General features: G+C 65.4%; 18 protein-coding genes, 1 pseudogene and 1 riboswitch. Of the genes and pseudogenes, 3 read left to right on the top strand and 16 right to left on the bottom strand.

Annotated elements, in window-relative coordinates; translation table 11 throughout:
• Positions 1-358: 358 nt before the first annotated feature.
• From CLV47_RS04390 to CLV47_RS22430, 6 genes are all read right to left on the bottom strand, one after another.
• Positions 359-973 (bottom strand): regulatory protein RecX, encoded by a 615-nt coding sequence (locus CLV47_RS04390; RefSeq protein WP_106347766.1) that lies wholly within the window; start codon positions 971-973, stop codon positions 359-361.
• A 13-nt stretch (positions 974-986) separates the two neighbouring features.
• A complete protein-coding gene (gene recA / locus CLV47_RS04385) occupies positions 987-2,024 on the bottom strand; it encodes a recombinase RecA (protein WP_106347765.1) in 1,038 nt (345 codons plus the stop codon).
• A 252-nt stretch (positions 2,025-2,276) separates the two neighbouring features.
• Positions 2,277-2,471: a DUF3046 domain-containing protein gene (locus tag CLV47_RS04380; RefSeq protein WP_106347764.1), complete on the bottom strand. Its 195-nt coding sequence runs from the start codon at positions 2,469-2,471 to the stop codon at positions 2,277-2,279.
• Between the two features lie 99 nt (positions 2,472-2,570).
• Complete coding sequence (locus CLV47_RS04375) at positions 2,571-3,860, bottom strand: MFS transporter (RefSeq protein ID WP_170110951.1); 1,290 nt, start codon at positions 3,858-3,860, stop codon at positions 2,571-2,573.
• Positions 3,861-3,870: 10 nt separating this feature from the next.
• Positions 3,871-5,016, bottom strand: a complete 1,146-nt coding sequence (locus tag CLV47_RS04370; RefSeq protein WP_106347925.1) for an acyl-CoA dehydrogenase family protein — start codon at positions 5,014-5,016, stop codon at positions 3,871-3,873.
• A 278-nt stretch (positions 5,017-5,294) separates the two neighbouring features.
• On the bottom strand, positions 5,295-5,501 hold the full coding sequence (locus CLV47_RS22430; protein WP_238145222.1) for a hypothetical protein: 207 nt from the start codon (positions 5,499-5,501) through the stop codon (positions 5,295-5,297).
• Between CLV47_RS22430 and CLV47_RS22745 the strand changes: the two genes are divergently transcribed.
• Complete coding sequence (locus CLV47_RS22745) at positions 5,461-6,003, top strand: hypothetical protein (protein ID WP_420313794.1); 543 nt, start codon at positions 5,461-5,463, stop codon at positions 6,001-6,003. The genes CLV47_RS22430 and CLV47_RS22745 overlap by 41 nt on opposite strands.
• A gap of 219 nt (positions 6,004-6,222) precedes the next feature.
• Here the strand turns inward: CLV47_RS22745 and CLV47_RS22740 are convergent.
• Positions 6,223-6,864: pseudogene (locus tag CLV47_RS22740) on the bottom strand (LppM family (lipo)protein); the annotation flags it as partial.
• Positions 6,865-7,063: 199 nt separating this feature from the next.
• Between CLV47_RS22740 and CLV47_RS04350 the strand changes: the two are divergent.
• Positions 7,064-11,695, top strand: coding sequence for an ATP-dependent helicase (locus CLV47_RS04350; protein ID WP_106347759.1), 4,632 nt, complete (start codon positions 7,064-7,066; stop codon positions 11,693-11,695).
• 44 nt (positions 11,696-11,739) lie between these two features.
• Here CLV47_RS04350 and CLV47_RS04345 read toward each other — a convergent pair whose 3' ends face one another.
• Positions 11,740-12,150, bottom strand: a complete 411-nt coding sequence (locus CLV47_RS04345) for an HIT family protein (protein ID WP_106347758.1) — start codon at positions 12,148-12,150, stop codon at positions 11,740-11,742.
• Positions 12,151-12,309: 159 nt separating this feature from the next.
• Positions 12,310-12,397: riboswitch (ZMP/ZTP riboswitch) on the top strand.
• 24 nt (positions 12,398-12,421) lie between these two features.
• On the opposite strand from CLV47_RS04345, the gene CLV47_RS04340 reads away from it, so the two are divergent.
• Positions 12,422-13,897 (top strand): glycine hydroxymethyltransferase, encoded by a 1,476-nt coding sequence (locus CLV47_RS04340; RefSeq protein WP_106347757.1) that lies wholly within the window; start codon positions 12,422-12,424, stop codon positions 13,895-13,897.
• 1 nt (position 13,898) lies between these two features.
• On the opposite strand, the gene pspM is transcribed toward CLV47_RS04340, so the two are convergent.
• From pspM to CLV47_RS04300, 8 genes are all read right to left on the bottom strand, one after another.
• The gene (gene pspM, locus CLV47_RS04335; RefSeq protein ID WP_106347756.1) at positions 13,899-15,149 is read right to left on the bottom strand and encodes a phage shock envelope stress response protein PspM; all 1,251 of its coding nucleotides are present in this window, start codon (positions 15,147-15,149) and stop codon (positions 13,899-13,901) included.
• Between the two features lie 25 nt (positions 15,150-15,174).
• A complete protein-coding gene (locus tag CLV47_RS04330; RefSeq protein WP_106347755.1) occupies positions 15,175-16,017 on the bottom strand; it encodes a PspA/IM30 family protein in 843 nt (280 codons plus the stop codon).
• Positions 16,018-16,195: 178 nt separating this feature from the next.
• Entirely contained in the window at positions 16,196-16,978 is a 783-nt protein-coding gene (locus CLV47_RS04325) for a hypothetical protein (protein WP_146135278.1), read from the bottom strand.
• A 17-nt stretch (positions 16,979-16,995) separates the two neighbouring features.
• On the bottom strand, positions 16,996-17,367 hold the full coding sequence (locus CLV47_RS22585; protein WP_106347753.1) for a helix-turn-helix domain-containing protein: 372 nt from the start codon (positions 17,365-17,367) through the stop codon (positions 16,996-16,998).
• 209 nt (positions 17,368-17,576) lie between these two features.
• Entirely contained in the window at positions 17,577-18,062 is a 486-nt protein-coding gene (locus CLV47_RS04315; protein ID WP_202862376.1) for a CinA family protein, read from the bottom strand.
• Entirely contained in the window at positions 18,059-18,784 is a 726-nt protein-coding gene (gene pgsA / locus CLV47_RS04310; RefSeq protein ID WP_106347752.1) for a CDP-diacylglycerol--glycerol-3-phosphate 3-phosphatidyltransferase, read from the bottom strand. Before pgsA ends, CLV47_RS04315 begins: the two co-directional genes overlap by 4 nt.
• A gap of 3 nt (positions 18,785-18,787) precedes the next feature.
• Complete coding sequence (gene rimO, locus CLV47_RS04305) at positions 18,788-20,221, bottom strand: 30S ribosomal protein S12 methylthiotransferase RimO (protein ID WP_106347923.1); 1,434 nt, start codon at positions 20,219-20,221, stop codon at positions 18,788-18,790.
• A gap of 52 nt (positions 20,222-20,273) precedes the next feature.
• Positions 20,274-22,940: an FtsK/SpoIIIE family DNA translocase gene (locus CLV47_RS04300; RefSeq protein ID WP_106347751.1), complete on the bottom strand. Its 2,667-nt coding sequence runs from the start codon at positions 22,938-22,940 to the stop codon at positions 20,274-20,276.
• Positions 22,941-23,081 lie beyond the last annotated feature (141 nt).

Here is a 23,081-nt window from a genome sequence, read left to right as displayed (position 1 = left end):
TTCGGTCGATGTAGTGGAACCGAAGAACGCACTGAATAGGGCTAAACCGGCCTCGCGCCCAGGTTGCGCCGTGATGTGGCGGCCCCGGAACGCGGGTACGCCACCGGAATCCTCATCGGTTTAACGAGTCGGTCGGTGCAACTAAAGCTTGCGCGGTAACGGGTAACGCGGATGCGGTTGGTGATGCGGGTTGGTGATGGTGTCAGTACGTCGCCTCATGCTCAGGCAACGAGTTCAGAAGTTCAGTTGGCGGGTTATGTCGGTGGTGACGTCATGCAGTTCAGGTGTATTCAGTCGCGTTCAAGCGGTTATGACTGAGATTATGTCGCCTTACCGCTGGGGTCAAGCAAGGAACGCCTCACGGTGCGTCGCCGGGAGCAGTGTCATCCATAGCGGTGTCATCCATGGCGGTGCCATCCGTAGCATCCCGCAGCGCCTCGTCGACCGCGGCGTAACTGAGTCCGGCGGGGTAGCCACGCCGGGCCAGCATGCCGACTAGCCGGCGCCGCAGACCCTCTTCGTCCTGACGAACCCGGGCTGGGGCGCCACGCAGTTTCGCGCTCGCAAGCTGATAGGCGCGCGCCCGCTCATGGGCGCCGTCGATTTGCTCGAGCGCCTCGTCGATGAGGTCCCGGTCGACGCCTTTTCGTTCGAGCTCGAAGCGCAGCGCGGTACGCGATGATCCACGATTCCGGTGCCGATCCTCGACCCACATCATGGCGAACTGCCGATCGTCGACGTATCTGAGCTCGGTCAGCCGGGCCAGCACCCGCCGAATCGAGTCGTCGGGGTAGCCCTTTCCTTGCATCGCGGTCCGCAGCTCATGCGAGGTGCGCGCCATCGCGGTCAGCTTACGCAGACAGAACTCGGTCCCTAACGCGTCGAGCCGCGCCGGTTCGGTGGGGAGCCCCGGCGGTTCCGCACCGGACGGGCGCGACCGACCGCGACGCGCCCCTACTGCACCGGTAGCCATAGATTGTGACCTCCTAGAAGTCGACTGGCGCCGGCGCTACGTCGTCTTCCTCGAGCGACGGAACGAGGCCCAGCTTCTCTTTGAGTCGCTTCTCGATCTCATTAGTCAGGTCCGGGTTGTCGCGCAGGAAGTTACGGACGTTTTCCTTGCCCTGACCGAGCTGGTCGCCCTCGTAGGTGTACCAGGCACCGGACTTGCGAATGATGGAGTGCTCGACGCCCATGTCGATCAGCGAGCCTTCACGGCTAATGCCGCGACCGTAGACGATGTCGAATTCGGCCTGTTTGAACGGCGCGGCCATCTTGTTTTTAACGATCTTGGCGCGCGTACGGTTGGCGACCGCCTCACCACCATCCTTGAGCGTCTCGATGCGGCGTACGTCGATGCGGACCGAGGCGTAGAACTTCAGCGCCTTGCCGCCGCTCGTCGTCTCCGGCGACCCGAACATCACGCCGATCTTCTCGCGCAACTGGTTGATGAAGATTGCTGTCGTGCCAGACGTGCTCAGCGCGCCGGTGATCTTGCGCAGCGCCTGACTCATCAATCTGGCCTGCAGGCCGACGTGGCTGTCGCCCATGTCGCCCTCGATTTCTGCGCGCGGCACGAGTGCGGCGACCGAGTCGATGACCAACACATCAATACTCCCCGACCGGATCAGCACATCGGCGATCTCGAGAGCCTGCTCGCCGGTGTCCGGCTGCGCTACGAGCAGCGCGTCGGTGTCGACCCCGAGGTTTTTGGCGTATTCCGGGTCGAGCGCGTGCTCCGCGTCGATGAACGCCGCGATGCCGCCGGCGGCCTGCGCGTTGGCGACCGCGTGCAGCGCCACCGTGGTCTTCCCCGAGGACTCCGGGCCGTAGATCTCCACGACGCGGCCACGCGGCAGTCCGCCAATGCCGAGCGCGGCATCCAGCGCCAGCGAGCCGGTCGGGATGACCTCTGCCGGCGCACGAGTCTCGTCGCCCAATCGCATAATTGAGCCTTTGCCGAACGACTTGTCGATGTGAGCGAGCGCGGTTTCGAGAGCCTTCTCGCGGTCTATTCCAGCCATGGGTCTCACCTTCGGGTGCTGCGGTCCACGCGATCGCGGACCTTGTTTGGGGTTCATGTGTGATGTTGTCGAATCTGTGAGTGCGGTCTTACTGAGACGGTAAAGCGTAGGACCGACATTTTGGAGGATGTGCGTACCGCGGTGGATAACCACCGGAGTTACCCACAACTGTAGACGTACACTTGTTCGACGTACAGTTCTAGTGTAAGCGACACGCCGGAAACTTCGCTTTTTCCTCGCGCCGCGCCTGGGTCAGGTCAGCGAACGCGGCACATCGAAGGCCGCACAGACCGCGCGCCACACGACCTTGGGGTCGACGCCGTCATCGATTGCGCGCTGGATGGTCCGATCGCCGAGCGCCGAGAGGACGTGGTCGTGGGCGACAGAAGATGCGTAGACGACGCCAAAATGCGCTTCCATCCGCTCCCAGAAGTCTGTCAGGCGCACGAGTTCGCTTCCTACCAATCATTCGAATGATGCCGACCGACTGATGTTAATCGTCTTCGGCGCGTTCAGGTAACCGGGCGACGAGCCGATGACTGAAGGTCAGACAGCCTGCGGCGTGTCACGGCGGAGGCCGAGCACGAGTGCGACGATCAGCGGGACCGTGAAGAACGCGGCCACCACCGACAGTGCGCCATACCCCCACTGCGCGACAATGACACCGGACGCCGACGCCGCCAGCGCTGCGGCAAGCCCCATCGTCAAATCACTGGCACCCTGGACCGATGGCCGGTCGGTGTCACTGGTCGAGTTCGAGACCAGCAGCGATCCGCTGACCATCGAGGCCGACCAGCCGAACCCCAGCAGAAACAGCCCCACCGCAAGCTGCGCGGTCGCCGAGTCTGCCGCCGTGCCAGCACACGCGCACGCCGCGAGTAACAGCACCGCGCCGAGCATCGCGATCCAGCGCGCGCCGATCCGGTCGGTCAGCCAGCCGAAGACCGGCGAGAACGCGTACATGCCGAACACGTGCCCCGAGATCACGAACCCTACGGCCGCGAGCCCATGGCCGGCGTGCCCGATGTGCACCGGCGTCATCACCATCACCGAGACCATGGCGGCGTGCGCGCCGACGACGGCGAGCAGCCCGATCCGGCCATCGACGGACTTCCAGAGCACCCGTAGCGCGGCGATGACGCCCATCGACTTCGACGCCGGCCGTGCGACGTCGGCAATGGTGGCCACTCGGTGCCGCGCCGCCACGACGTGCAAGGGATCTGGCCGAAGTCGTACGACGACGAGCAAGGCGCCGAGCAGGAAGAACGGCACCGAGACGAGGAACGGTCCGGCGTACGGCGGCAGTCCCAGCCCGACCGCGAGGTGCGAGGTCGGTTCGGCCAGGTTCGGCCCGACGATCCCGCCGGCGGTGACCGCGAAGAGCATCATCGACATGGTGCGTCCCCGGTTGTTCGCGGTCGCGAGGTCGGTGCCGGCGAAGCGTGCCTGCAGGCTCGCGGCCGAACCGGCGCCGAACACAAACATCCCGATCAACGCGATTGCCGCAAGACCGAGGCCCGCACCGATGATGACCAGTACGCCGCCACCGGCGGCGTAAATATAGGTCGAGGCCAGCGACACCCTGCGGCCGTACCGTATGGCGAGCCGGGCCGCCGGTACCGCGACCAGCGCGCCGCCGAGCGTCGAAGCCGCCTGGGCGAAACCAGCCGCGGACTCCGATCCGGTGGTGTATTCGAGGATGAGACCGCCCATCGCGATCCCTGCCGCGACGGCGATCGCGCCAAGGATCTGGCTGATGAACAGCGTCCCGAGAGTGTTGCGCTGGACGGCTGCCTCGTCGTACGCCGCCTCAATCGACACCACGTCGGATGCCACTGGGCGCTGCTTAGACACCGAGCGACCGGCCCACGATCTCTTTCATGATTTCGTTGGTTCCGGCGTAGATCGGCTGGACCCTGGCATCGAGGAAGAACTGGGAGATCGGGTATTCGGTCATGTAACCGTAGCCACCGTGCAACTGTAGGCAACGGTCCGCGACCCGCTTCTGCAAATCGGTCGTCCACCACTTCCCCGCCGACGCGTCGACCGCGGTGTATTCGCCGTCGTTGTGGGAGCGGATCGCCTCGTTGAGAAAGACGCGCGCGATCTGGATCTCGGTGGCCATCTCGGCGAGTTCGAACCGGGTGTTCTGGAACGAACCGATCGGCTGCCCGAATGCGTGCCGCGACTTCGCATAGTCAAGCGTGAGCTCAAGCATCCGCTCGCTCGAGGCGACCGCGGCGACGGCCACGGTGAGCCGTTCCTGCGGGAGGTTGTTCATCAGGTGCACGAAGCCGCGGTCGAGCTCACCGAGGAGGTTTTCCTGCGGCACTCGGACATTATCGAAGAACAGTTCGGCGGTGTCCTGTGCCTTGAGACCGACCTTGTCCAAGTTGCGCCCACGCGAGAAGCCGGGCGTGTCGCGTTCGACCACGATCAGGCTCAGCGCCTTCGATCCGGACGCTTCTTCGTTGGTGCGTGCGACGACGATGACGAGGTCGGACAGGATGCCATTGGTAATGAAGATCTTCGACCCGTTGATGACGAAGTCGGTGCCATCGCGTTTCGCGGTCGTCCGCACGGCCTGCAGGTCGCTTCCAGTGCCCGGCTCCGTCATCGCGATGGCAGTGATCAGATCGCCCGAGCAGAACCCGGGAAGCCACCGCTTCTTTTGCTCCGCCGTACCGAGATGCAGAAGGTACGGCGCGACCACGTCGTTGTGCAGCGTCAGGCCGAGCCCGGTGACCCCGGCCCGGTTAACCTCCTCGCCCACCACGGCGTTGAAGCGGAAGTCGACCTGTCCACCGCCGCCGAACTCCTCCGGCACATCGGTGCCTAGAAGTCCGGCGCTACCAGCGGCCCGCCATACCTCGCGGTCGACCTGTCCGTCCTTGGCCCATTGGGCATGAAACGGTACGGCGTTCTTCTCCAGGAAGGTGCGGACGGTGTCACGGAACGCGTCGTGCTCGGATTCGTAGAGGTTCTGTTTCACGGCTTTCTCTTCCACTTCGCTTGAGGAGGGCCAGCCACCACGCTGGGACCGAAACGTTCGCGGGCAACGTTTCGGTGATCATCGCAGAAGACTCGGATACGCTGCACCGCGACTCCGGCAAGAGCGCAGGCCGATCGTCGCCGAGATCAGAAAAGTGCGCAGTCCACCTTCCGTTCATATGCCGCTTCTACGGTGATCGGATGAACGCGCAGCGTTGGACGGGTCTTGGCTTCGGTGTCGCAGTGCACGTCGCCAGGTTTGGAGTGATCGTCCTCGGACTAGCGGTGGCGCCCGCCCTCGGCATCGGCGGTTGGTACCAGGGCTTGTTCGTGAACGCGCTGTGCTCGCTCTTTGCCGCTGGCCTTGTCACCTATCGTCGGCTCTGGAGGAAGATCGGTCGGGTTCAACGAAGAGCTGACCAGCCGCGGCGTCGTGCTCGAGCGGATGCGCCGCAGCTTCGGCGTGTACTCGTCCGTTGCCGTCACTGCAGCGCTATTCGGGTTGCAACACCTCTCGGCAACGCCGGCGTGTCCCCCAGTGGCGCGGGCTGCGTCACGGCTCCTGCTTCCATTTCGGCTGAGGAGGGGGCCAGCCTCCGCGCGGTGCCGAAGCGTCCGCGGGAGACGTTTCGGTGTCCATCGCAGAAGACTCCGGTACGCCGGACGCCGACGCCGGCTCGTGCTGGAGACCTCGCTTCTGCTCCGCGACTTCGTATGTCGTGGTTCGCTCGTTCGGATCATCCTCGGGGAGCGGCCACTTTGCCAACCCGTCGCGCGGTTCAACGGCGGTCGGTTCAACGGCGGTCGGTTCAACGACTGGCGATTCAATGGCGGGCGCTGCCGCGCTGGGTATATCAGTCACGGGTGTTTCCCCGTAGCGCGGGACGGACTGCTCCGCAGGCGGTTGCGCATAGGTTGGCTGAACCGATCCGTAGGACGCGCCAGAATCTATCGGGCCGGTGGGACCGGTCCCGCCGATCGGGCCTGATGAGGTCTCGAACGCCGAGGCCGCCGGGTGCGCGGCATTCTTCCTAGTTCTGCGCCATCGGAGCAGGCCAAACAGCACCGCGCCGATGATGAGCAGCCCGAGTACGACCGCGCCGATGATGATCCAGTTCGTCGAGTTCGCGTCCTTGTGCTTACTCGCAGTGCTCGCCGACTTGTCCGTAGCGGACGGCGCCGGCGCCGCCGAGGCGTAGGTCGCGGTCAGGTCGTTGGCCTTCAGCGGTTCGACTGTCCAGGTGATCGCGTTGTCCGCGACGGTGCCGTTGGTGTCACCGATCGTGCCGGGGAGGTTGAGCTTGACCGTCGCAGTGACGTTCTTAGCCAGGAGGGCTTTCTGCGCTTCGGTGCCGGCATCGAAGGTGAGGTCGAAGCTGGCAGCGAACGTTACGGTATCGCCGTCGCGGGTGAACACCAGCGCGCCGCCACGGTCTCCGAGCGGAGTGAACGCCGCCGCCTCCTTGAACGTGGCCCGTTTGTACTCGATCTTGTATCCGACCTTCGTGCCGTCCGAGTAAGGACTCACGACAATCGAGTCGGTGTCACTGACCGGCTTGGGAAACTCGATCTTGTTGGACGTGGCAGAACCGGGCGCACCCGACGGGAGCGGCGCCGGCGTCGGCAGTACCTCAACGCCGCCCACTGGCTTGGTTTCCCGGGTCAGGATCACGGTGCCAGACACCCGGTCTTCCTTGGAGACCGTGACGTCCGCGCTGTAGTTCAGACAGCCGCTGAGCAGTATCACGATGAGCGCGGCGACGGTGGCGAGCACCGCCCGGCGAGCGCGCACTGCTGTCGACGCCCGGGATGCCGGGCACACGGGGTTCACTCGTCCATCACTGTGCATTGCGCTACGACGTAACCAAGCCCCACTTTGGCTCCCCTCCCGGCCATCGAATCCGGCTCGGTTCACGAACCGATCGACACAGGCGGCGCAGGATCTTGTCGGGGCCGTGCGGTTGGATAGATGCTGAGGTCCGGCCAGTACGCCGAGACGCCCGCGCGCATGTAGCAAGGAGTTCCAGATCGTTGGACGCCAGCACCCGATGAACGCCGAACCAACCGGCGCGAACGCCGATACCGCACGGGCCGATTCCGAGTACGCCGCCCGTGTACTCGGCAGGTTCGCGGAGCCGACTCGTGAGTGGTTCGGTGCCGCGTTCGATGCTCCCACTCCGGCGCAGCTCGGTGCGTGGGACGCCATCGCAACAGACGCGCATGCCCTCGTCGTGGCACCGACCGGATCGGGCAAAACATTGGCAGCCTTTCTGTCCGCGCTCGACACAATCTCCCGTACGCCGATCCCCGAAAATCGCCAGCACCGATGTTCGGTGCTCTACATCAGCCCGCTGAAAGCGCTCGCCGTCGACGTCGAGCGCAACCTGCGGGCGCCGCTGAGCGGTATCCACAACGCCGCCCGCCGGCTCGGTCTCCCGGACCGACAGATCAACGTCAGCTCGCGTACGTCGGACACCAGTCCGGCGCAGCGTCGTACGTTCGCGCGCACTCCAGGGGACATTCTTGTCACGACGCCGGAGTCGCTGTTCCTGCTGCTGACAAGTGCTGCGCGCGAGGCATTGCGCGGGGTGCAAACGGTCATCATCGATGAGATTCACGCGATGGCAGGCACCAAGCGGGGATCGCATCTCGCGCTCTCCCTCGAGCGCCTCGACGAGTTGCTCGAACGTCCTGCGCAACGGATCGGGCTGTCGGCAACGGTCCGCCCGATCGACAAGGTCGCCGGTTTCCTGTCTGGCACCGGCACCGCGCGAGAGACCATCGTCGTCGCGCCCGCGTCCGAGAAGCAGGTCGACCTCGACGTCGTCGTACCGGTCGAGGACCTGTCCGACCTGACCGATCAGCGCGGCCCGGACGGCGAGCTAGCGCGCTCGATCTGGCCCGCTGTCGACGAACGGATCTACCAGCTGGTCCGCGATCACCGCTCGACCATCGTCTTCACCAACTCCCGGCGTACCGCCGAACGACTGACGTCCCGCCTTAACGAACTCGCGGACGAACACGCACAGACGGACTCGCAGTCAACGGAAACCGGCGCCGTGAGGTCACGGACGCAGGCGGAAATGCGGATGCCGGCGGAAATGATGGCTCAGGCCGGTGTTGGACGACCGGCGGTCGAAGGCGCCGTGATCGCACGCGCCCACCACGGATCGGTGTCCCGCGAACAGCGCACCATCACCGAGGAGGGCCTCAAGCAAGGCACCCTCCCCGCAGTGGTCGCGACCAGCAGCCTCGAGCTCGGGATCGACATGGGCGCCGTCGACCTCGTGGTCCAGGTCGAGTCACCCCCATCGGTCGCGGCCGGCCTGCAGCGTGTCGGGCGAGCAGGTCATCACGTTGGCGCCGCGAGCAAGGGAGTCTTCTTTCCTAAGCATCGCGGCGATCTCGTGACCACCACCGTCGTCGCCTCGCATATGGCACGCGGCGACATCGAGGCCCTGCAGATCCCACAAAACCCACTCGACGTGCTGGCTCAACACATCATCGCGATGCTCGCCATGCGGCCGTATGACGTAGCCGAGCTGACCGCTCTGATCCATCGCGCCGCGCCGTACGCCCACCTTCCAGAATCCGCACTGCACGGCGTCCTTGACATGCTGTCCGGCCGCTACCCCTCCGATGACTTCGCACAGCTGCGTCCGCGGATCGTGTGGGACCGGCACACCGACACCCTCACCGCGCGTCCCGGCGCGCAACGACTGGCGGTCATTAGCGGCGGCACAATCCCCGATCGCGGCCTGTTCGGCGTCTTCATCGCCGGAGGTGATGACGAGCGCGGCGGCCGACGCGTCGGTGAGCTCGACGAGGAGATGGTCTACGAGTCGAGAGTCGGCGACATCTTCCTGCTCGGCTCGTCGTCGTGGCGGATCACCGAGATCACCCATGACCGGGTTCTTGTCGTACCGGCGCCCGGCATGCCCGGCAAGATGCCCTTCTGGACCGGCGAGCAGCAGGGCCGTCCGCTCGAGCTGGGTCGCTCGATCGGTGAGTTCGTGCGGACCTACTCTGGGCTCGACTCCGAGTCTGGCGACACGCTGGCCCGTGAGTCTGGCCTCGACGACTACGGCGTACGCAACCTGCGTGACTACCTCGACCAACAACGCGACGCGACCGGCGTACTCCCCACCGACCGCCAGATCGTCTTCGAACGGTTCCGTGACGAGTTGGGCGACTGGCGGGTCGTCGTACACTCCCCCTTCGGTGACCAGGTCAATGCGCCGTGGTCGCTGATCATCCGTGCGCGGCTGGCCGAACGGTACGGCGTCGACGCGCAGGCCGTGCACGCCGACGACGGGATCGTGCTGCGCATCCCGGACACTGCGGACGAACCGCCCACGGCCGAGCTGCTCGCGATCGACCCGGACGAGGTCACCGACCTGGTGACCGCACAGATCAGCACATCGGCGCTTTTTGCCTCACGCTTCCGCGAATGCGCTTCTCGCGCCCTCCTACTGCCGCGCCGCGATCCGGGCAAGCGATCGCCGTTATGGCAGCAACGGCAACGAGCCGCACAGCTGCTCACCGTCGCATCGCGCTACCCGGACTTCCCGATCATCCTGGAGACGGTGCGCGAGTGCCTGCAGGATGTGTACGACGTACCGGGGCTGGTCGAGATCATGACCTCGATCCGGTCTCGCTCGATCCGGGTCACCGAGGTTGAGACGCCGAGGGCATCACCGTTCGCCCAGTCGCTGCTCTTCGGCTACCTGGCGGCGTTCATCTACCAAGAAGACCTGCCGATGGCCGAACGCCGGGCCGGCGCGCTGTCACTGGATATCGGGCTGCTGCGCGAGCTGCTCGGTCACGCCGAGCTGCGCGAGCTGTTGGATGCCGACGCGATGCACGAGGTCGAACTGCGCCTACAGCGGCTGGACCCGGAGCGGCCGCTGCGCGATGCCGAGGATCTCGCCGACGCGCTGCGGCTGCTGGGTGATCTGTCTGACGAGCAGATCGCTCGGCGAGGAGGCGAGCCATCGTGGGCCAAGTCGCTGCGTGATGCCCGCCGGGCCGTCGGCGTACGCGTCGCCGGCGAGGACCGGTGGATCGCCATCGAGGATGCCGGTCGCTACCGTGACGCGCTCGGGGTCGCGTTGCCGGTCGGCGTACCGGAAGCATTCACGGTGCCGCTCGACGATCCGCTGGGCGAGCTCGTTGGCCGCTACGCCCGCACTCACGGGCCGTTTGGTTTCGCCGAAGTAGCGAGCCGGTTTGGGCTAGGCACGGCGATCGCACGCGTGGCACTGGACCGACTCACCGCCGAGGGGCGACTGTCGGCAGGGGAATTCCGCCCGGGCGGCACCGGATCCGAGTGGTGCGATGTGGAGGTTCTCAGGCTGATCCGGCGCCGATCACTCGCGGCAATTCGAGCCGAGGTCGAGCCGGTAACCACGAGCCGCTTCGCGACATTCCTGCAGTCCTGGCATGGGATCGGCGACGTCCACCGCGGTAGTGATGGTCTGTACGCCGTTATCGAGCAGTTGGCGGGGGCCCCGCTGGTCGCCAGCGCATTGGAGACGCTGATCCTGCCCAGTCGGGTGCGTGACTACTCGCCCGCGATGCTCGATGAGCTCACCAGCCAGGGCGAGGTCGGCTGGTGCGGTGCCGGCGGGCTGCCAGGTGGTGACGGTCTGATCCGGCTCACGACCGCGGAGCTGGCACCGATTCTGCCGCTGCCGTCGCACGACTCATCGCCGCTCGCCGACGCCGTACTCGCTGCACTCCCCGGCGGCCAGGCGATGTTTTTCCGGCCGTTATCCGACTACGTGGGCAGAACCCTCGGCACGCTCATCGAAGATCGGGTGCTGATCGAGCAACTGTGGCAGCTGGTCTGGGACGGCCTGCTCACTAACGACACGATCGCCCCACTGCGTTACCTGCTCAGCGCCGGCGGGACGACCCGCGCTGATCGTCCCGCTCGCGGATCGCGCTCCCGTGGCCGACCCGGGCGGATGGGCCGCGCACGTATGCCGTCAGTGTCCGGTCCGCCCACCGTCACGGGCCGATGGTCCCGCGTCCAGCGCGAGGAGCTCGAGCCGACGGCTCGAGCTCAACTGCTCGCGGACGTACTGTTGGACCGATACGGCGTACTGACCCGCGGATCGGTGCAAGCCGAAGGTATCGCTGGCGGGTTCGGCGGTCTGTATCCGTTGCTCGCCGAATATGAGGACTCTGGGCGGGCTCGCCGCGGCTACTTCATCGATCGGCTCGGCGCGGCCCAGTTCGCGACGCCCGGCGCGGTCGACCGGCTGCGCGCCGAGTCGCCATCCCGCCAGCCAGCGGCGTGCGTCGTACTGGCCGCAACCGATCCCGCGCAGCCGTACGGCGCGGCGCTGTCGTGGCCCGAGCGCGTCGATGCGGACCGAACGCGGGCGGGTCATCGCCCCGGGCGCAAGGCCGGCGCTGTCGTCGCGATCGTCGGAGGAGACGCGGTGATCTATGTCGAGCGCGGTGGCAAGACATTGCTCAGTTTCACCAGGGATGAGGAAGCACTTGCCCGCGCCGCCTCCGCGATAGCGGACGCCGTACGGTCCGGCGCGCTCGGCAAACTCGTCGTGGAACGTACCGACGGCGCGAGTGTGCATGGCGGCGGACCGCTCGCGACGGCGCTCGAGTCGGCGGGTTTTCGACTCACCCCACGTGGGCTGAGGCTGCGGGGCTGAGGTTCTTCCACCGGCCGATCTCCGTCACGGTCGGCGACTTCGGTCTAGAGGGCGGCGTGGATACGTTCGGCGTACTGCTCGGCCTCGCCGTCGGCGTACTTCGTGCGCGGCCAGAAGAACCCTCGCAGGCCGTCGCCCTTCGTGCGCGGTACGACGTGCGTGTGCAGATGCGCAACGCTCTGACTGACGACGTTGTTGACGGCGACGAACGTGCCTTGTGCTCCGAGCCCTGCCGTGATGGCGCGGGTGATCCCTTGCACACTAGCGAAGTACGGCGCGAGCAGGCGTTCAGGAAGCTCCGGCAGGGTGACGACATGCTCACGCGGGACCACCAACGTGTGGCCTTTGAATACCGGTCGACGATCAAGAAAAGCGACCGTGTCGGCAGTCTCGGCCACGATCAGTGCCGGCGCCGTACCCTCGATAATCGCGCAGAAGGGGCAGTCGTTATCCATCCGACCATCACACCATGCCGCGCACACCTCGCCCCGACCGTCCGGACCGGACGCACGGCAGGGCGAGACGGATGAGCGGACATTTGTGACGGATCGCCGGCCATTCGTGACGGATCGCGGGGCGTTCTCCGAGTGCGTACGGGCGGTACAGGTACCCTTATTGCGAGCCGTGACTGGCGCATTCATAAGGTGGGTCCGACCACCGGGGAGCGGCTCCGAACGACCGCCGCGCGCCTGGGTGCCCACCGACTCGAAACCCTGGAGGCGCACCGTGCCTGAGAACACCTCAAGTAACGCCAACGTTCAGTCCTTTGATGCCGAGGCAGCCTCGACCGCCTACCGCAGCGCGCTCGCTGTCATCGAGGCAGTCGAACCCAACATCGCCGGCGCGATCCGCAGCGAACTCGCCGACCAGCGCGCATCCCTCAAGCTGATTGCCAGCGAAAACTACGCCTCCCCCGCCGTGTTGCTCACGATGGGCAACTGGCTGTCGGATAAGTACGCCGAGGGCACCATCGGCCACCGCTTCTATGCCGCCTGTCAGAACATCGACACTGTCGAACAGCTAGCGGCCGATCACGCGAAGGCGCTGTTCAATGCGCCGCACGCCTACGTCCAGCCGCACTCCGGCATCGACGCCAACCTAGTCGCTTTCTGGGCGATTCTCGCGCAACGCATCGAGTCCCCGGCCCTGGCCGAGGCCGGCGCTAAACACGTCAACGACCTGTCCGAAGACGACTGGCAGTCGCTGCGCAAAGCGCTCGGCGACCAGCGGGCGCTGGGCATGTCGCTGGATGCCGGTGGGCATCTCACCCACGGATTCCGTCCCAACATCAGCGGCAAGATGTTTCATCAGTCCTCCTACGGCACCGACCCCGAGACGGGTCTGCTGGACTACGACGCCGTACGGGCGACCGCCCGCGAGTTCAAGCCTCTGATACTCATCGCCGGCTACTCGGCGTACCCCCGGCGCGTCAATTTCGCCAAGATGCGCGAAATCGCCGATGAAGTCGGCGCCACCCTGATGGTCGACATGGCGCATTTCGCCGGGCTCGTTGCCGGCAAGGTCTTCACCGGAGACTTCGATCCGGTACCGCACGCGCACGTGACCACAACGACCAACCACAAGTCGCTGCGCGGACCGCGCGGCGGCATGGTGCTGTGCCAGCCCGAGTACGCCGATGCCGTCGATCGTGGCTGCCCGATGGTCTTGGGTGGGCCACTCGGACAGGTAATGGCCGCCAAGGCCGTCGCTCTTGCCGAGGCCCGGCAACCGGCGTTTCACACCTACGCCCAAAATGTCGCGGACAACGCCACCGCCTTGGCGGACGGCCTGTCGCGGCGCGGCGTCAATCTCGTCACCGGCGGTACCGATAACCATTTGTGCCTGCTCGATGTCACCTCGTTCGGCCTGACCGGTCGACAGGCGGAGTCGGCGCTGCTGGACTCGGGCATTGTCACTAACCGCAACGCGATTCCTCGCGACCCGAACGGCGCCTGGTACACGTCCGGCGTACGTATCGGTACTCCTGCGCTGACCTCGCGTGGCTTCGATGCTGCCGAGTTCGACCGGGTCGCCGAGCTAATCGTCGACGTACTGTCGGCCACTACCCCGACCGCCGCGCCGTCGGGTGGTACGTCGAAGGCCAAGTACGTGCTGGCCGAGGGTGTCGCGGCCAAGACGCATGCCGCTGCCGACGAGTTGCTGGATGCGAACCCGCTCTACCCGGGCCTCGACCTCAACTGAGCTAAGACTCTTGCCCGGTCGGCTTACGTTTGGGCTTCTGGCGGGACGCCTTCGGCGGGCCGTACGACGGCGGCAGACTCGCGTCGGCCCCCGGGTCGACGGTGGCGCGCGAGTCGGGCCGCGCGGGGCGCGAGTCGAGCTGGGCGTGATTAGCCGACGGGTTAGAGACTTCGCGAAGACCCTCTGCCAGCGCGTGCAGGCCGTCTGCGGCGTCACGTGCCTTGGCGGCCGGGGTGATCTCGGGGGCGCTGCTATCCAACTCGGCGACGACAGACGCGGCGCCGGCGACCAGCCGTTCGTGCGCACTGACACCGTCCTCGAGCCGCTGGACGATTTTGTCCAACGAGGCACGGATGCCCCCAGACTCGTCGAGCTCGGTGCCGTCGGTAGCGCCGCTCTCAGCAAGAGTGCGTTCGAGCAGGACAGCACGCCGCGCCTGCCGTTCGAGCGACTGTTCGGACTCCCGGGCTATGGCGCTGATGTCGGGGGCGATCTCGCGCAGGTCCGGCAGCAGCTGTTGTAGCAGTCGGCGCTGCGCTCGAAGCTTACGGATCGGCTGGTACGCCGCAGAGTTCTTCGGCGGCAGCGACTGTGGCGCCTCTTCGCGCTCCTCGTATGACGGTACGTCGATCGACACCGGCGAGAGCTTTTCCTCTAGCGCGTCCGCGCGTTTGCCCGTCTTGCGTGCACGGGTGCCGGTCAGCCCTGCCCCGGTACCGAGCGCGACCGCTCCCACCCCCATCGGGATCGCTAGTGCCGCCTGACCGTCGTTGACCGCCGCGGCCGCACCCCCGGCGAACCCGATGGTGCACAACCCAAAAAGACCGCTCGCGGCGATCTGGCGGACTCGCTGGTGACGCAGTCGCCGGACCGGACGCATCCGAATTCGCTCGTTGCGACCGGTACGTCGTTCGTTGATCGACTCCGTCGTCGCCTTGACCGACGCGGACAGGAGATTCTTGAAGTCGCTCGCGATTTCCTTGCCGCCCGGCGGCTGCGGCTTGCCCGAAGGCCGGTCCGACGACGGCTGGCGTGCATCGTCTTGGACGGGATCTTGCGGCCCGTATCGATACGGACCGCGGGTCGCCCAGCCGCGCGTTCGGCGTGGCCCACCATGGCCACGCCAATAGTCGTCATGCCGGTACCGTCGGCCATCCTCGTCCGGATGGCGGGGATTGCGGATGTTTTCGGAGATCTGGTCGGCGATGGATGCGGCAAGGTCGCGCCACGAGTCCTTGCGATTTGCCGTCATCCTCTAGGTCTCCACGTACGCTGCGTCAGCTGCTGGCCGGTGGATTGGCCTGAGGTGTGCTGGGCTTGGTGGCCGCTGGCTTCGGCGCGGCCGGCGCCGCTTCGGCCGCGGGTGTGGCCGGAGCTGCGGGCTCTGCCGAGAGCTGATTACCGCCCATGCTCGCGCGAAGCTGATCGAGTCGTGCGTGGCCGGCCATATCCAGGGTCGACTTCTCGACCTCCATCATGCGGCCTTCAACAGAGGTTTCGGCGAGCTCAGAAGCGCCGAGCGCGTTGGCATAGCGTCGTTCGATCTTGTCGCGAACCTCGTCAAGAGACGGCACATTGCCTGGCGCGGACAGCTCACCCATGCGGTTGAGCGAGGCCGAGACCTGTTCTTGCATCTTGGCCTGCTCGAGCTGGCTGAGAAGCTTAGTGCGCTCGGCTATCTTGGTCTTGAGGCGCATCTGGTTTTCCTCGACAGCCTTCTTGGCCTTCTCGGCACCGATCAACGCGGCATCGTGCATCTGCTTGAGGTCCTCCATCTGCTGCTCACCAGCGACGAGCTGGGTAGCAAACACCTGAGCGGTATCCTCGTACTTTTTGGCTTCTTCTTCGTTTCCTTCAGCGCGCGCCTTGTCCGCCAGTGTCAGAGCCTGGCGGGCGTTGCCTTGCAACTTCTCGACCTCGCTCATCTGGCGATTGAGCTTCATCTCCAGCTGGCGCTGGTTACCGATGACCTGCGCGGCCTGCTGGGCAAGTGCCTGATGCTGGCGCTGCGCATCCTCGATCGCCTGCTGAATCTGTACCTTGGGGTCGGCCATCTGGTCTACCTTGGCGCCAAACGAGGCCATCAGGTATTTCCAGAGCTTGACAAACGGGTTGGCCATATTAGGTCGTCCTCCTGAACGATCGCCAGTCTACGAGCGAAAGAGATATATACGTACCAGCGTAGCGCTGTGAGCGAGATGGTTTCATGTGCCTAACGCGCGCAGGTCAGGACGGGTTCCTGTGAGCCAACGGTACGACGACCCAGAACCAGGCACAATCCGATTGCGCGGCGACTCCTTATGTGAGATCTCGACCGAGCACCTCACGGGTGTAAGTCTCGGATTCCTCGAGGCCGGCGCGAATGTCGCTGAGCTCTTGGTTGAGCGCCTCAATGGTCCCTTCGCCGCTGAGATTTTGGACAGTCACGCTCGTCGCTGACATCGCGATCAGCTCGGCGATGTGACTATTGAGGCTTTCCAGACCCACCGTCGCCGACTCCATCCGGGCTACGAGACCGTCCCGCGCGGCGTGCAGGCGCTGAAACGACTGCAACTGCTCGTTGACCGAGCGCAGCGAGTTGGAGGTCTCGATACTCGACTCGTCGGTCAGCCCGCGGTTGGCCTCGGCCTGTAGACGCGACTGCTGTTCTGTCAGCCGAGCCAGTGGTATCCGGTCCAGACCCTGTTCGAGCGCGGCTACCTGACGAGACAGTCGGCCGATCGTCTCGAGCGTGCCACTTGTCTGGATCGCGACGGAGTCGAGCTGGTCTTTGAGATAGGAATCACTTGCGCTGGCGATCAGCGCATCCCTCTTGCGGGTCGCGTTTTGGGCGCGTCCCAGCCACACCTCGGCTGGGCTCCCGCGTTTGGGCAGTGGTCCTTCAAGCGGTGCCATCGAGTCCGGTTTATTTCGGTCTACCAACGCAGAACCGCCGACCTTGGCGCCGTATGCGACTGCCGCTACGCCCACACCGACGATTGCCGCGACCGGCTCGCCCGGGATCGCGGCGAACGCGAGCCCGCCAAGCACCACACCACTGAGGGCTGCCCAGCCATCGGCAAACCTATTACGTCGACTCATCCGTGCGTCGAACCGCCTTAGACGCCGACGGTCTCGCGCTCGTCCTGACCAAAGATCAACTTGAGCTCGGCAGAATGTGCATTGAGCTCGTCGTCGAGATCGTCGACATCGATAACCTCGTCGACCGGGACATCTTGGGCCCGGACCGATACGAAGTCACGATGACGCAAATCGGTACTGGCATCAGACAGCAGGTCGGCCAACGGCAGCTCAAGCGCGTCACAAATGGACGACAACAGCTCCGATGATGCCTCTTTACGGCCGCGTTCGATCTCCGAAAGATACCCAAGACTCACTCGGGCGGAGGCCGACACGTCGCGCAGCGAACGCCGCTGGTGTTCGCGGTGCGCCCGCAAATTGCTTCCGATTACTTCGCGAAGTAGAAGCACGTCGTTACCTCCTCATCAACTCTCATTGCCACCTCGCTCACGTGACCACTCGTCGAACATCAAATGCCCTGAATATCACGTGATTGTGCGGCTATTACAACCCTACCCTGTGCCGATTACGACTGAGTAAACGGCGACTCCCCAATTCGGCCGTCCGGCACTCTGACTTACAACGACCGTAGATGCGAACTAATTCCGGGTCCGACCGATTAGTCGATCCGACCGGCCAGCCACTCGAGCGCAGTGAGAACGGTCTGGTGCCGAATCTGGTCGCGGTCGCCTTTAAAGCGGTATTCGCGCGCCTCGGCGGGCTGCCCCGGTAGCTGCAGACCGAGCCAGACGGTTCCAACCTCGTGGCCATCCTGCTTGTCCGGGCCGGCGACGCCGGTCGTGGCTATCCCGACGGCGGCGCCGGTACGCCGGATCGCACCGCCCGCGAGACTGCGTGCCGTGCTCTCGCTGACCGGGCCGTCTTGGGCGAGCTGCCCTGCCGGGACGCCTGCCAATGTCGCCTTGAGCTCCGTTGCGTACACCACCAGGCCACCGCGGACCACGCCGCTGGCCCCGGGTATCGAGGTCAGGGCGGCACACAAAAGCCCGCCGGTCAGTGATTCCACGGTGCCGATCGTCAACCGCATCCGCGCGTAACCCTCGATGACGCGCCGCGCCGCGTCGTACGTCGGATCGGCACTCACATGTCCTCCGGCACGATCCGCGTAGACGGCAGGTTTTTGGGGAGGGCGGGAGGTAGATCTTTGGGGAGGGCGGGAGGCAGATCTTCGGGGAGGGCGGGAGGCAGATCACTAGGATCGATGGGCGCGAGCGGCTCGTTGCGATTGCGCGTACGTCGCAGCCGGATCGCACGGAAAATGTAGTCGATCCCGGTCGCGACGGTCAGGATTATCGCGATACCCATCAGCCACCAACGCAGCGACGCGAGGAAACCGCCAAAGGGCAGGACATACATCCAGATCGCCAGCGACTGCGCGAACGTCTTGGCCTTGCCGCCGCGGCTCGCCGGAATCACGCCATACCGGATCACCAAGAACCGCAAGAGAGTGACGCCGACCTCACGGACCAAGATCACGATCGTGACCCACCAGGGAAGCTCGGCCAGAATCGACAGACCGACCAGCGCAGTACCCATGAGTGCCTTGTCGGCGATTGGATCGGCCATCTTGCCGAATTCCGTCACCAGGCCCCGAGCGCGCGCGATGTCGCCGTCGTACTTGTCGGTGATGACCGCCAGCGCGAAGACGACGGCCGCCGCAATCCGCCAGCGAGTATCTGCGCCGTCCTCTTTGAGCAGGAACACTGCGAACACCGGCACGAGGACCAGCCGAAGAGTCGTCAGCCCGTTCGCGATATTGAACAGGCTGACCTCCCGTGCCGGGGGCGTGGCGTGCTCTGCGCTCATGTGCTAACCGTGGCCGATCGGGGGCGTCGCGATGAGGTCGACGCCGTCAGTCTCCACTACCTCGCAACGCACGATGTCGCCGATTTTGATCGAACCGGGAGGGAACCCCTCAACCATCGTCGTACCGTCGACTTCGGGCCCCTGGTGTTCGGCGCGGCCTTCGACATAATCGGGCCCGATGTCCTCGACCAGTACCTCGATGATCTGGCCGATGCGGTCTTCGGCGCGTTGCGCGGTGAGTTCTTCGGCGAATGCCGTGATCCGCTCTACCCGCTCGTCGATGACCGACTGATCAAGCTTGTCGTCGAAGCCCGCCGCCGCCGTACCGTCCTCATCCGAGTAACCGAATACGCCGACCGCATCGAGCCGTCCATCACTGAGAAACCGCTCAAGCTCGAGCAGATCTGCCTCGGTCTCGCCCGGAAACCCCACGATAACGTTGGTGCGGATTCCCACCTCGGGAGAAATGACCCGTGCACGCTCGATCAGCGCGAGGAACGCGTCGGTGGACCCGAAGCGCTTCATCCGGCGCAGCACCGACGCGCTGGAGTGCTGGAACGAAATGTCAAGGTAGGCCGCCGCGTTCGGCGTACCGAGCAGAGTCTCGAGCAGCCCCGGACGAATCTCCGCTGGCTGCAGATAAGCGACCCGGAATCGCTCAAGGCCGTCGATCTCACCGAGCCGCGGGATCAGCGCCTCAAGCGAACGGACGTCGCCGAAATCCTTGCCGTACGACGTGGAGTTCTCGCTGACCAGGACGACCTCTTTGACACCGTCCTCCACCAGCCAACGCGCTTCGTCGAGGACCTGCTCGGGCGTGCGGGAGACAAACGATCCACGGAAAGTCGGGATCGCGCAGAAAGTGCAGCGCCGATCGCATCCGCTGGCCAGCTTCAACGGCGCCGTCGGGCCGCCCACCAGCCGCTTGCGCATCACCCGAGGACCCGATGCCGGCCGACCGAGGTTTTCATCGGCGTGTCCGGGCAGCGACAGTGATTTCGCCGCTTCGGGCCGCTCGACGGGACTGATCGGCAGCATCGTACGGCGGTCGGTCGGCTTGTGTGGGACCAGCGGCCGGCCGGCGATGACGTCGTCGAGACGATCGGAGATGTCGACGTAGTCGTCGAACCCGAGTACGGCGCCTGCTTCGGGGAGCTGGGCGGCGAGGTCTTCGCCGTAGCGCTGAGCCAGACAGCCGACGGCGACCACTTTGGCCCCAGAATCGGCCGCGGCCAGCACGGCGTCGATCGAGTCTTTCTTGGCTGCGTCGATAAAGCCACAGGTGTTGACGACTACGACATCAGACTCACCATCTTCGGTGAGCTCCCACCCTTGCGCGGCGAGTCGGCCGGCAAGTTCCTCGGAGTCGACGTCGTTTCGCGCACACCCCATCGTGACCAGGGAGACGCGGCGAGGAGTACTGACGGAGTTAGTCACCGTACAAGAATAGGTTGCGGCCAGACCGCATGCCGCGCGGGCGAGATCATTGTCAGTCGTTCTCGCCACGCAACGATGCCAGGACGTCTGGGAGCTCGTCTGGTTTGGCGAGTACGTCGCGCGGTTTGGAACCTTGTGACGGCCCGACGATTCCCCGAGTCTCGAGGATGTCCATCAGTCGGCCCGCCTTCGCGAACCCGACCCGCAGCTTGCGTTGCAGCATCGAGGTCGACCCCATCTGGCTGGTCACTATGAGCTCGACGGCCGCGCACACGTCCTCAAGGTCACCGCCGATGTCCTCGTCGACCTCCTTCTTCGCCGTGGGTGCCGCGGTCAGTACCTCGTCGCGGTATTCCGGTTCGCGCTGTTCCTTCGCAAACGTGACGATCTCTTCGATCTCCTCGTCCGACACGAAAGCGCCCTGCAGTCGCTGTGGAGAGTTCGCTCCAGGGCCGAGGTAGAGCGCGTCACCTTTACCAATGAGCTTTTCGGCTCCGACTTGGTCGAGGATGACCCGGCTGTCCGTCGCCGAGGAGGTCGTAAACGCCAGCCGGCTCGGCACGTTGGTCTTGATTAGACCCGTGACCACGTCGACGGACGGCCGCTGCGTGGCAAGAACCAGGTGGATCCCGGCGGCCCGCGCTTTCGCGGTGATCCGCACGATGCAGTCCTCGACGTCACGCGGCGCGACCATCATCAGGTCGGCGAGCTCGTCGACAACCGTGACAATGTAGGGATACGGCTTGTACTCGCGCTCGCTGCCGGGCGGCGCGGTGATTTGCCCGCTCTTGACCTTGCGGTTGAAGTCGTCGATATGACGCACCCGCGAGGCCTGCATGTCCTGATAACGCTGCTCCATCTCCTCGACCAGCCAGACCAGCGCGTTGGCCGCCTTCTTCGGGTCGGTGATGATCGGCGTGATGAGGTGCGGGATACCTTCGTACGGCGTCATCTCGACCATCTTGGGGTCGATGAGGATCAGCCGCACCTGGTCAGGTGACGCGCGCAGCAGCAGCGAGACCAGCATTGAGTTGATCGCCGAGGACTTACCTCCGCCGGTGGCGCCGGCGACCAGCAGGTGCGGCGTCTTGGCGATATTGGTGGCGACGAACCGTCCCTCGACGTCTTTGCCGAGGCCAACGAGCAGCGGATGGGTGTCGGCGATGGTTGTCGGCGCGCGCATGACGTCACCGAGGCTGACCATCTCCCGGTCGGTGTTGGGGATCTCGATACCCATCGCGGACTTGCCCGGGATGGGCGCGAGAATACGCACGTTGCTGTTGGCGACGGCGTACGCGATGTTGTCCTGCAGGTTCTTGACCGTCGAGACCTTGACCGACGGTCCGAGCTCGACCTCGTAGCGGGTGACGGTCGGCCCGCGGTTGAAGCCGACGACGTCAGCGGCGACCTTGAACTGGTCGAATACGCCGTTGATGGCATCGATGGTGTCGTCGTTGGCCTTGGTGTGCGTCTTGTGCGCCGGACCGGTCTTCAGCGCCGACATCGCCGGTAGCTTGTACTCCCCCTCCGGGGTCTCGATCGTTAGCTGCTCACCTTTGCCGGTCGGTGCCGGTCCGAGCGCGGACTCACCGAAGCTCGCGGTCTCGGCGTCGGCCGAGGCCCCGGGGGCCGGAGGTACGACGGTATCGGCAGTAGTGGGCTCTGCGGGCACGGCCATTGCTTTGCGTTCGCGCCAGGGCTTTGACGGTTTCTCGGCGGATGACTCGGCAGCCTCCGGGTCGGCGGCAGCCTCAGCGTCCTTAGTGAGGCTGGACTGTCGACGCCGCGACGAGCGGCGTAGCCGCATGCTGGACAGGTCCGCCTCCCCCATTTCCTCCGGCGACGCGGCGTGTACGTTTTCTTGCTCGGCAGCGGCCGCATCCGATGCGGGTTGGCCGAGCAACCACCGCCACAAATCACGCAGCCGGCTGGGCACGAGCTTGACCGGCGTGGCGGTGAGGACCAACAGTCCGAACACGATGATCAAACCGAGCACGATGACACCGAGGACCGCACCTACGTTGCTGGTGAACGGCGCGGCGGCCACGGCGCCGACCATGCCTCCTGCCCGGTAGCGATCAGATGGAGCGTCCGGTGAACCAAATCCGATGTGGAACAGGCCGAGGACCGGCACGATAGTGCAGACCCAGCCGACCGTGAACCGACCGAAATGTTCCGGTTTGCCCGGGGTGCGGAACAGGTGCATGGCCACACCGACGAGCAGGACCGGCACGAACGCCGCCGCACCGCCGGCCGCCCACCGAAGCGAGTGGTCGAAAGCGTCGCCGACAACGCCGCCGGCCTGCACCCACACGCCGAGCGCGCTGAGGACGGCGAGGACAATCAGTAACAGTCCGGTGGCATCGCGGTGCGCAGCGCGGGCCCGCGCTTGCGCAAGTCGCGCTTCCTGCTCGGCCTCGGCTTTCGCTGTGCGCGGCGCTTCGTCAAGGTCGTCGCGGACCGCCACGATCGCGGTGTGGTCGCCCACCCGGAACAGACCGGCGACCGCCTTGGCGATGGCGGTCCAGGCCGCAAGCAACAGACGCCCGACGCCCGCGCCCGCGCGCGACAGCGTCGAGGTGCCCGACGTGCGAGCCGAGCCAGAAGGTGAGCCTCCTCCACGCGGCCGTCGGGTCGGAGTCGCACGCTTGCGGGACGAACCGCTGCGCGCCTTGCTCCGGCCTTTGGGTTTTGTGGCAGGGGCCTGACGAGTTGCCATAACCTCCACCCTAGTCGCCGTGTACATCAATATCCCCATCAGTCACACGCGTGTCATCACTCACGCCATCGTCACATGCGTCTTCGCTCGATACAAGTATTTCTTTGCAAAGATATCTTTGCATGCTGTAGTGTGATGCCT

It is taken from the genome of Antricoccus suffuscus (assembly GCF_003003235.1).
In the GTDB taxonomy this organism is placed as follows: Bacteria; Actinomycetota; Actinomycetes; order Mycobacteriales; family Antricoccaceae; genus Antricoccus; species Antricoccus suffuscus.
The sequence above is the reverse complement of the archived record's forward strand: the minus strand, read 5'-3'. Positions and strand labels throughout refer to the sequence as shown.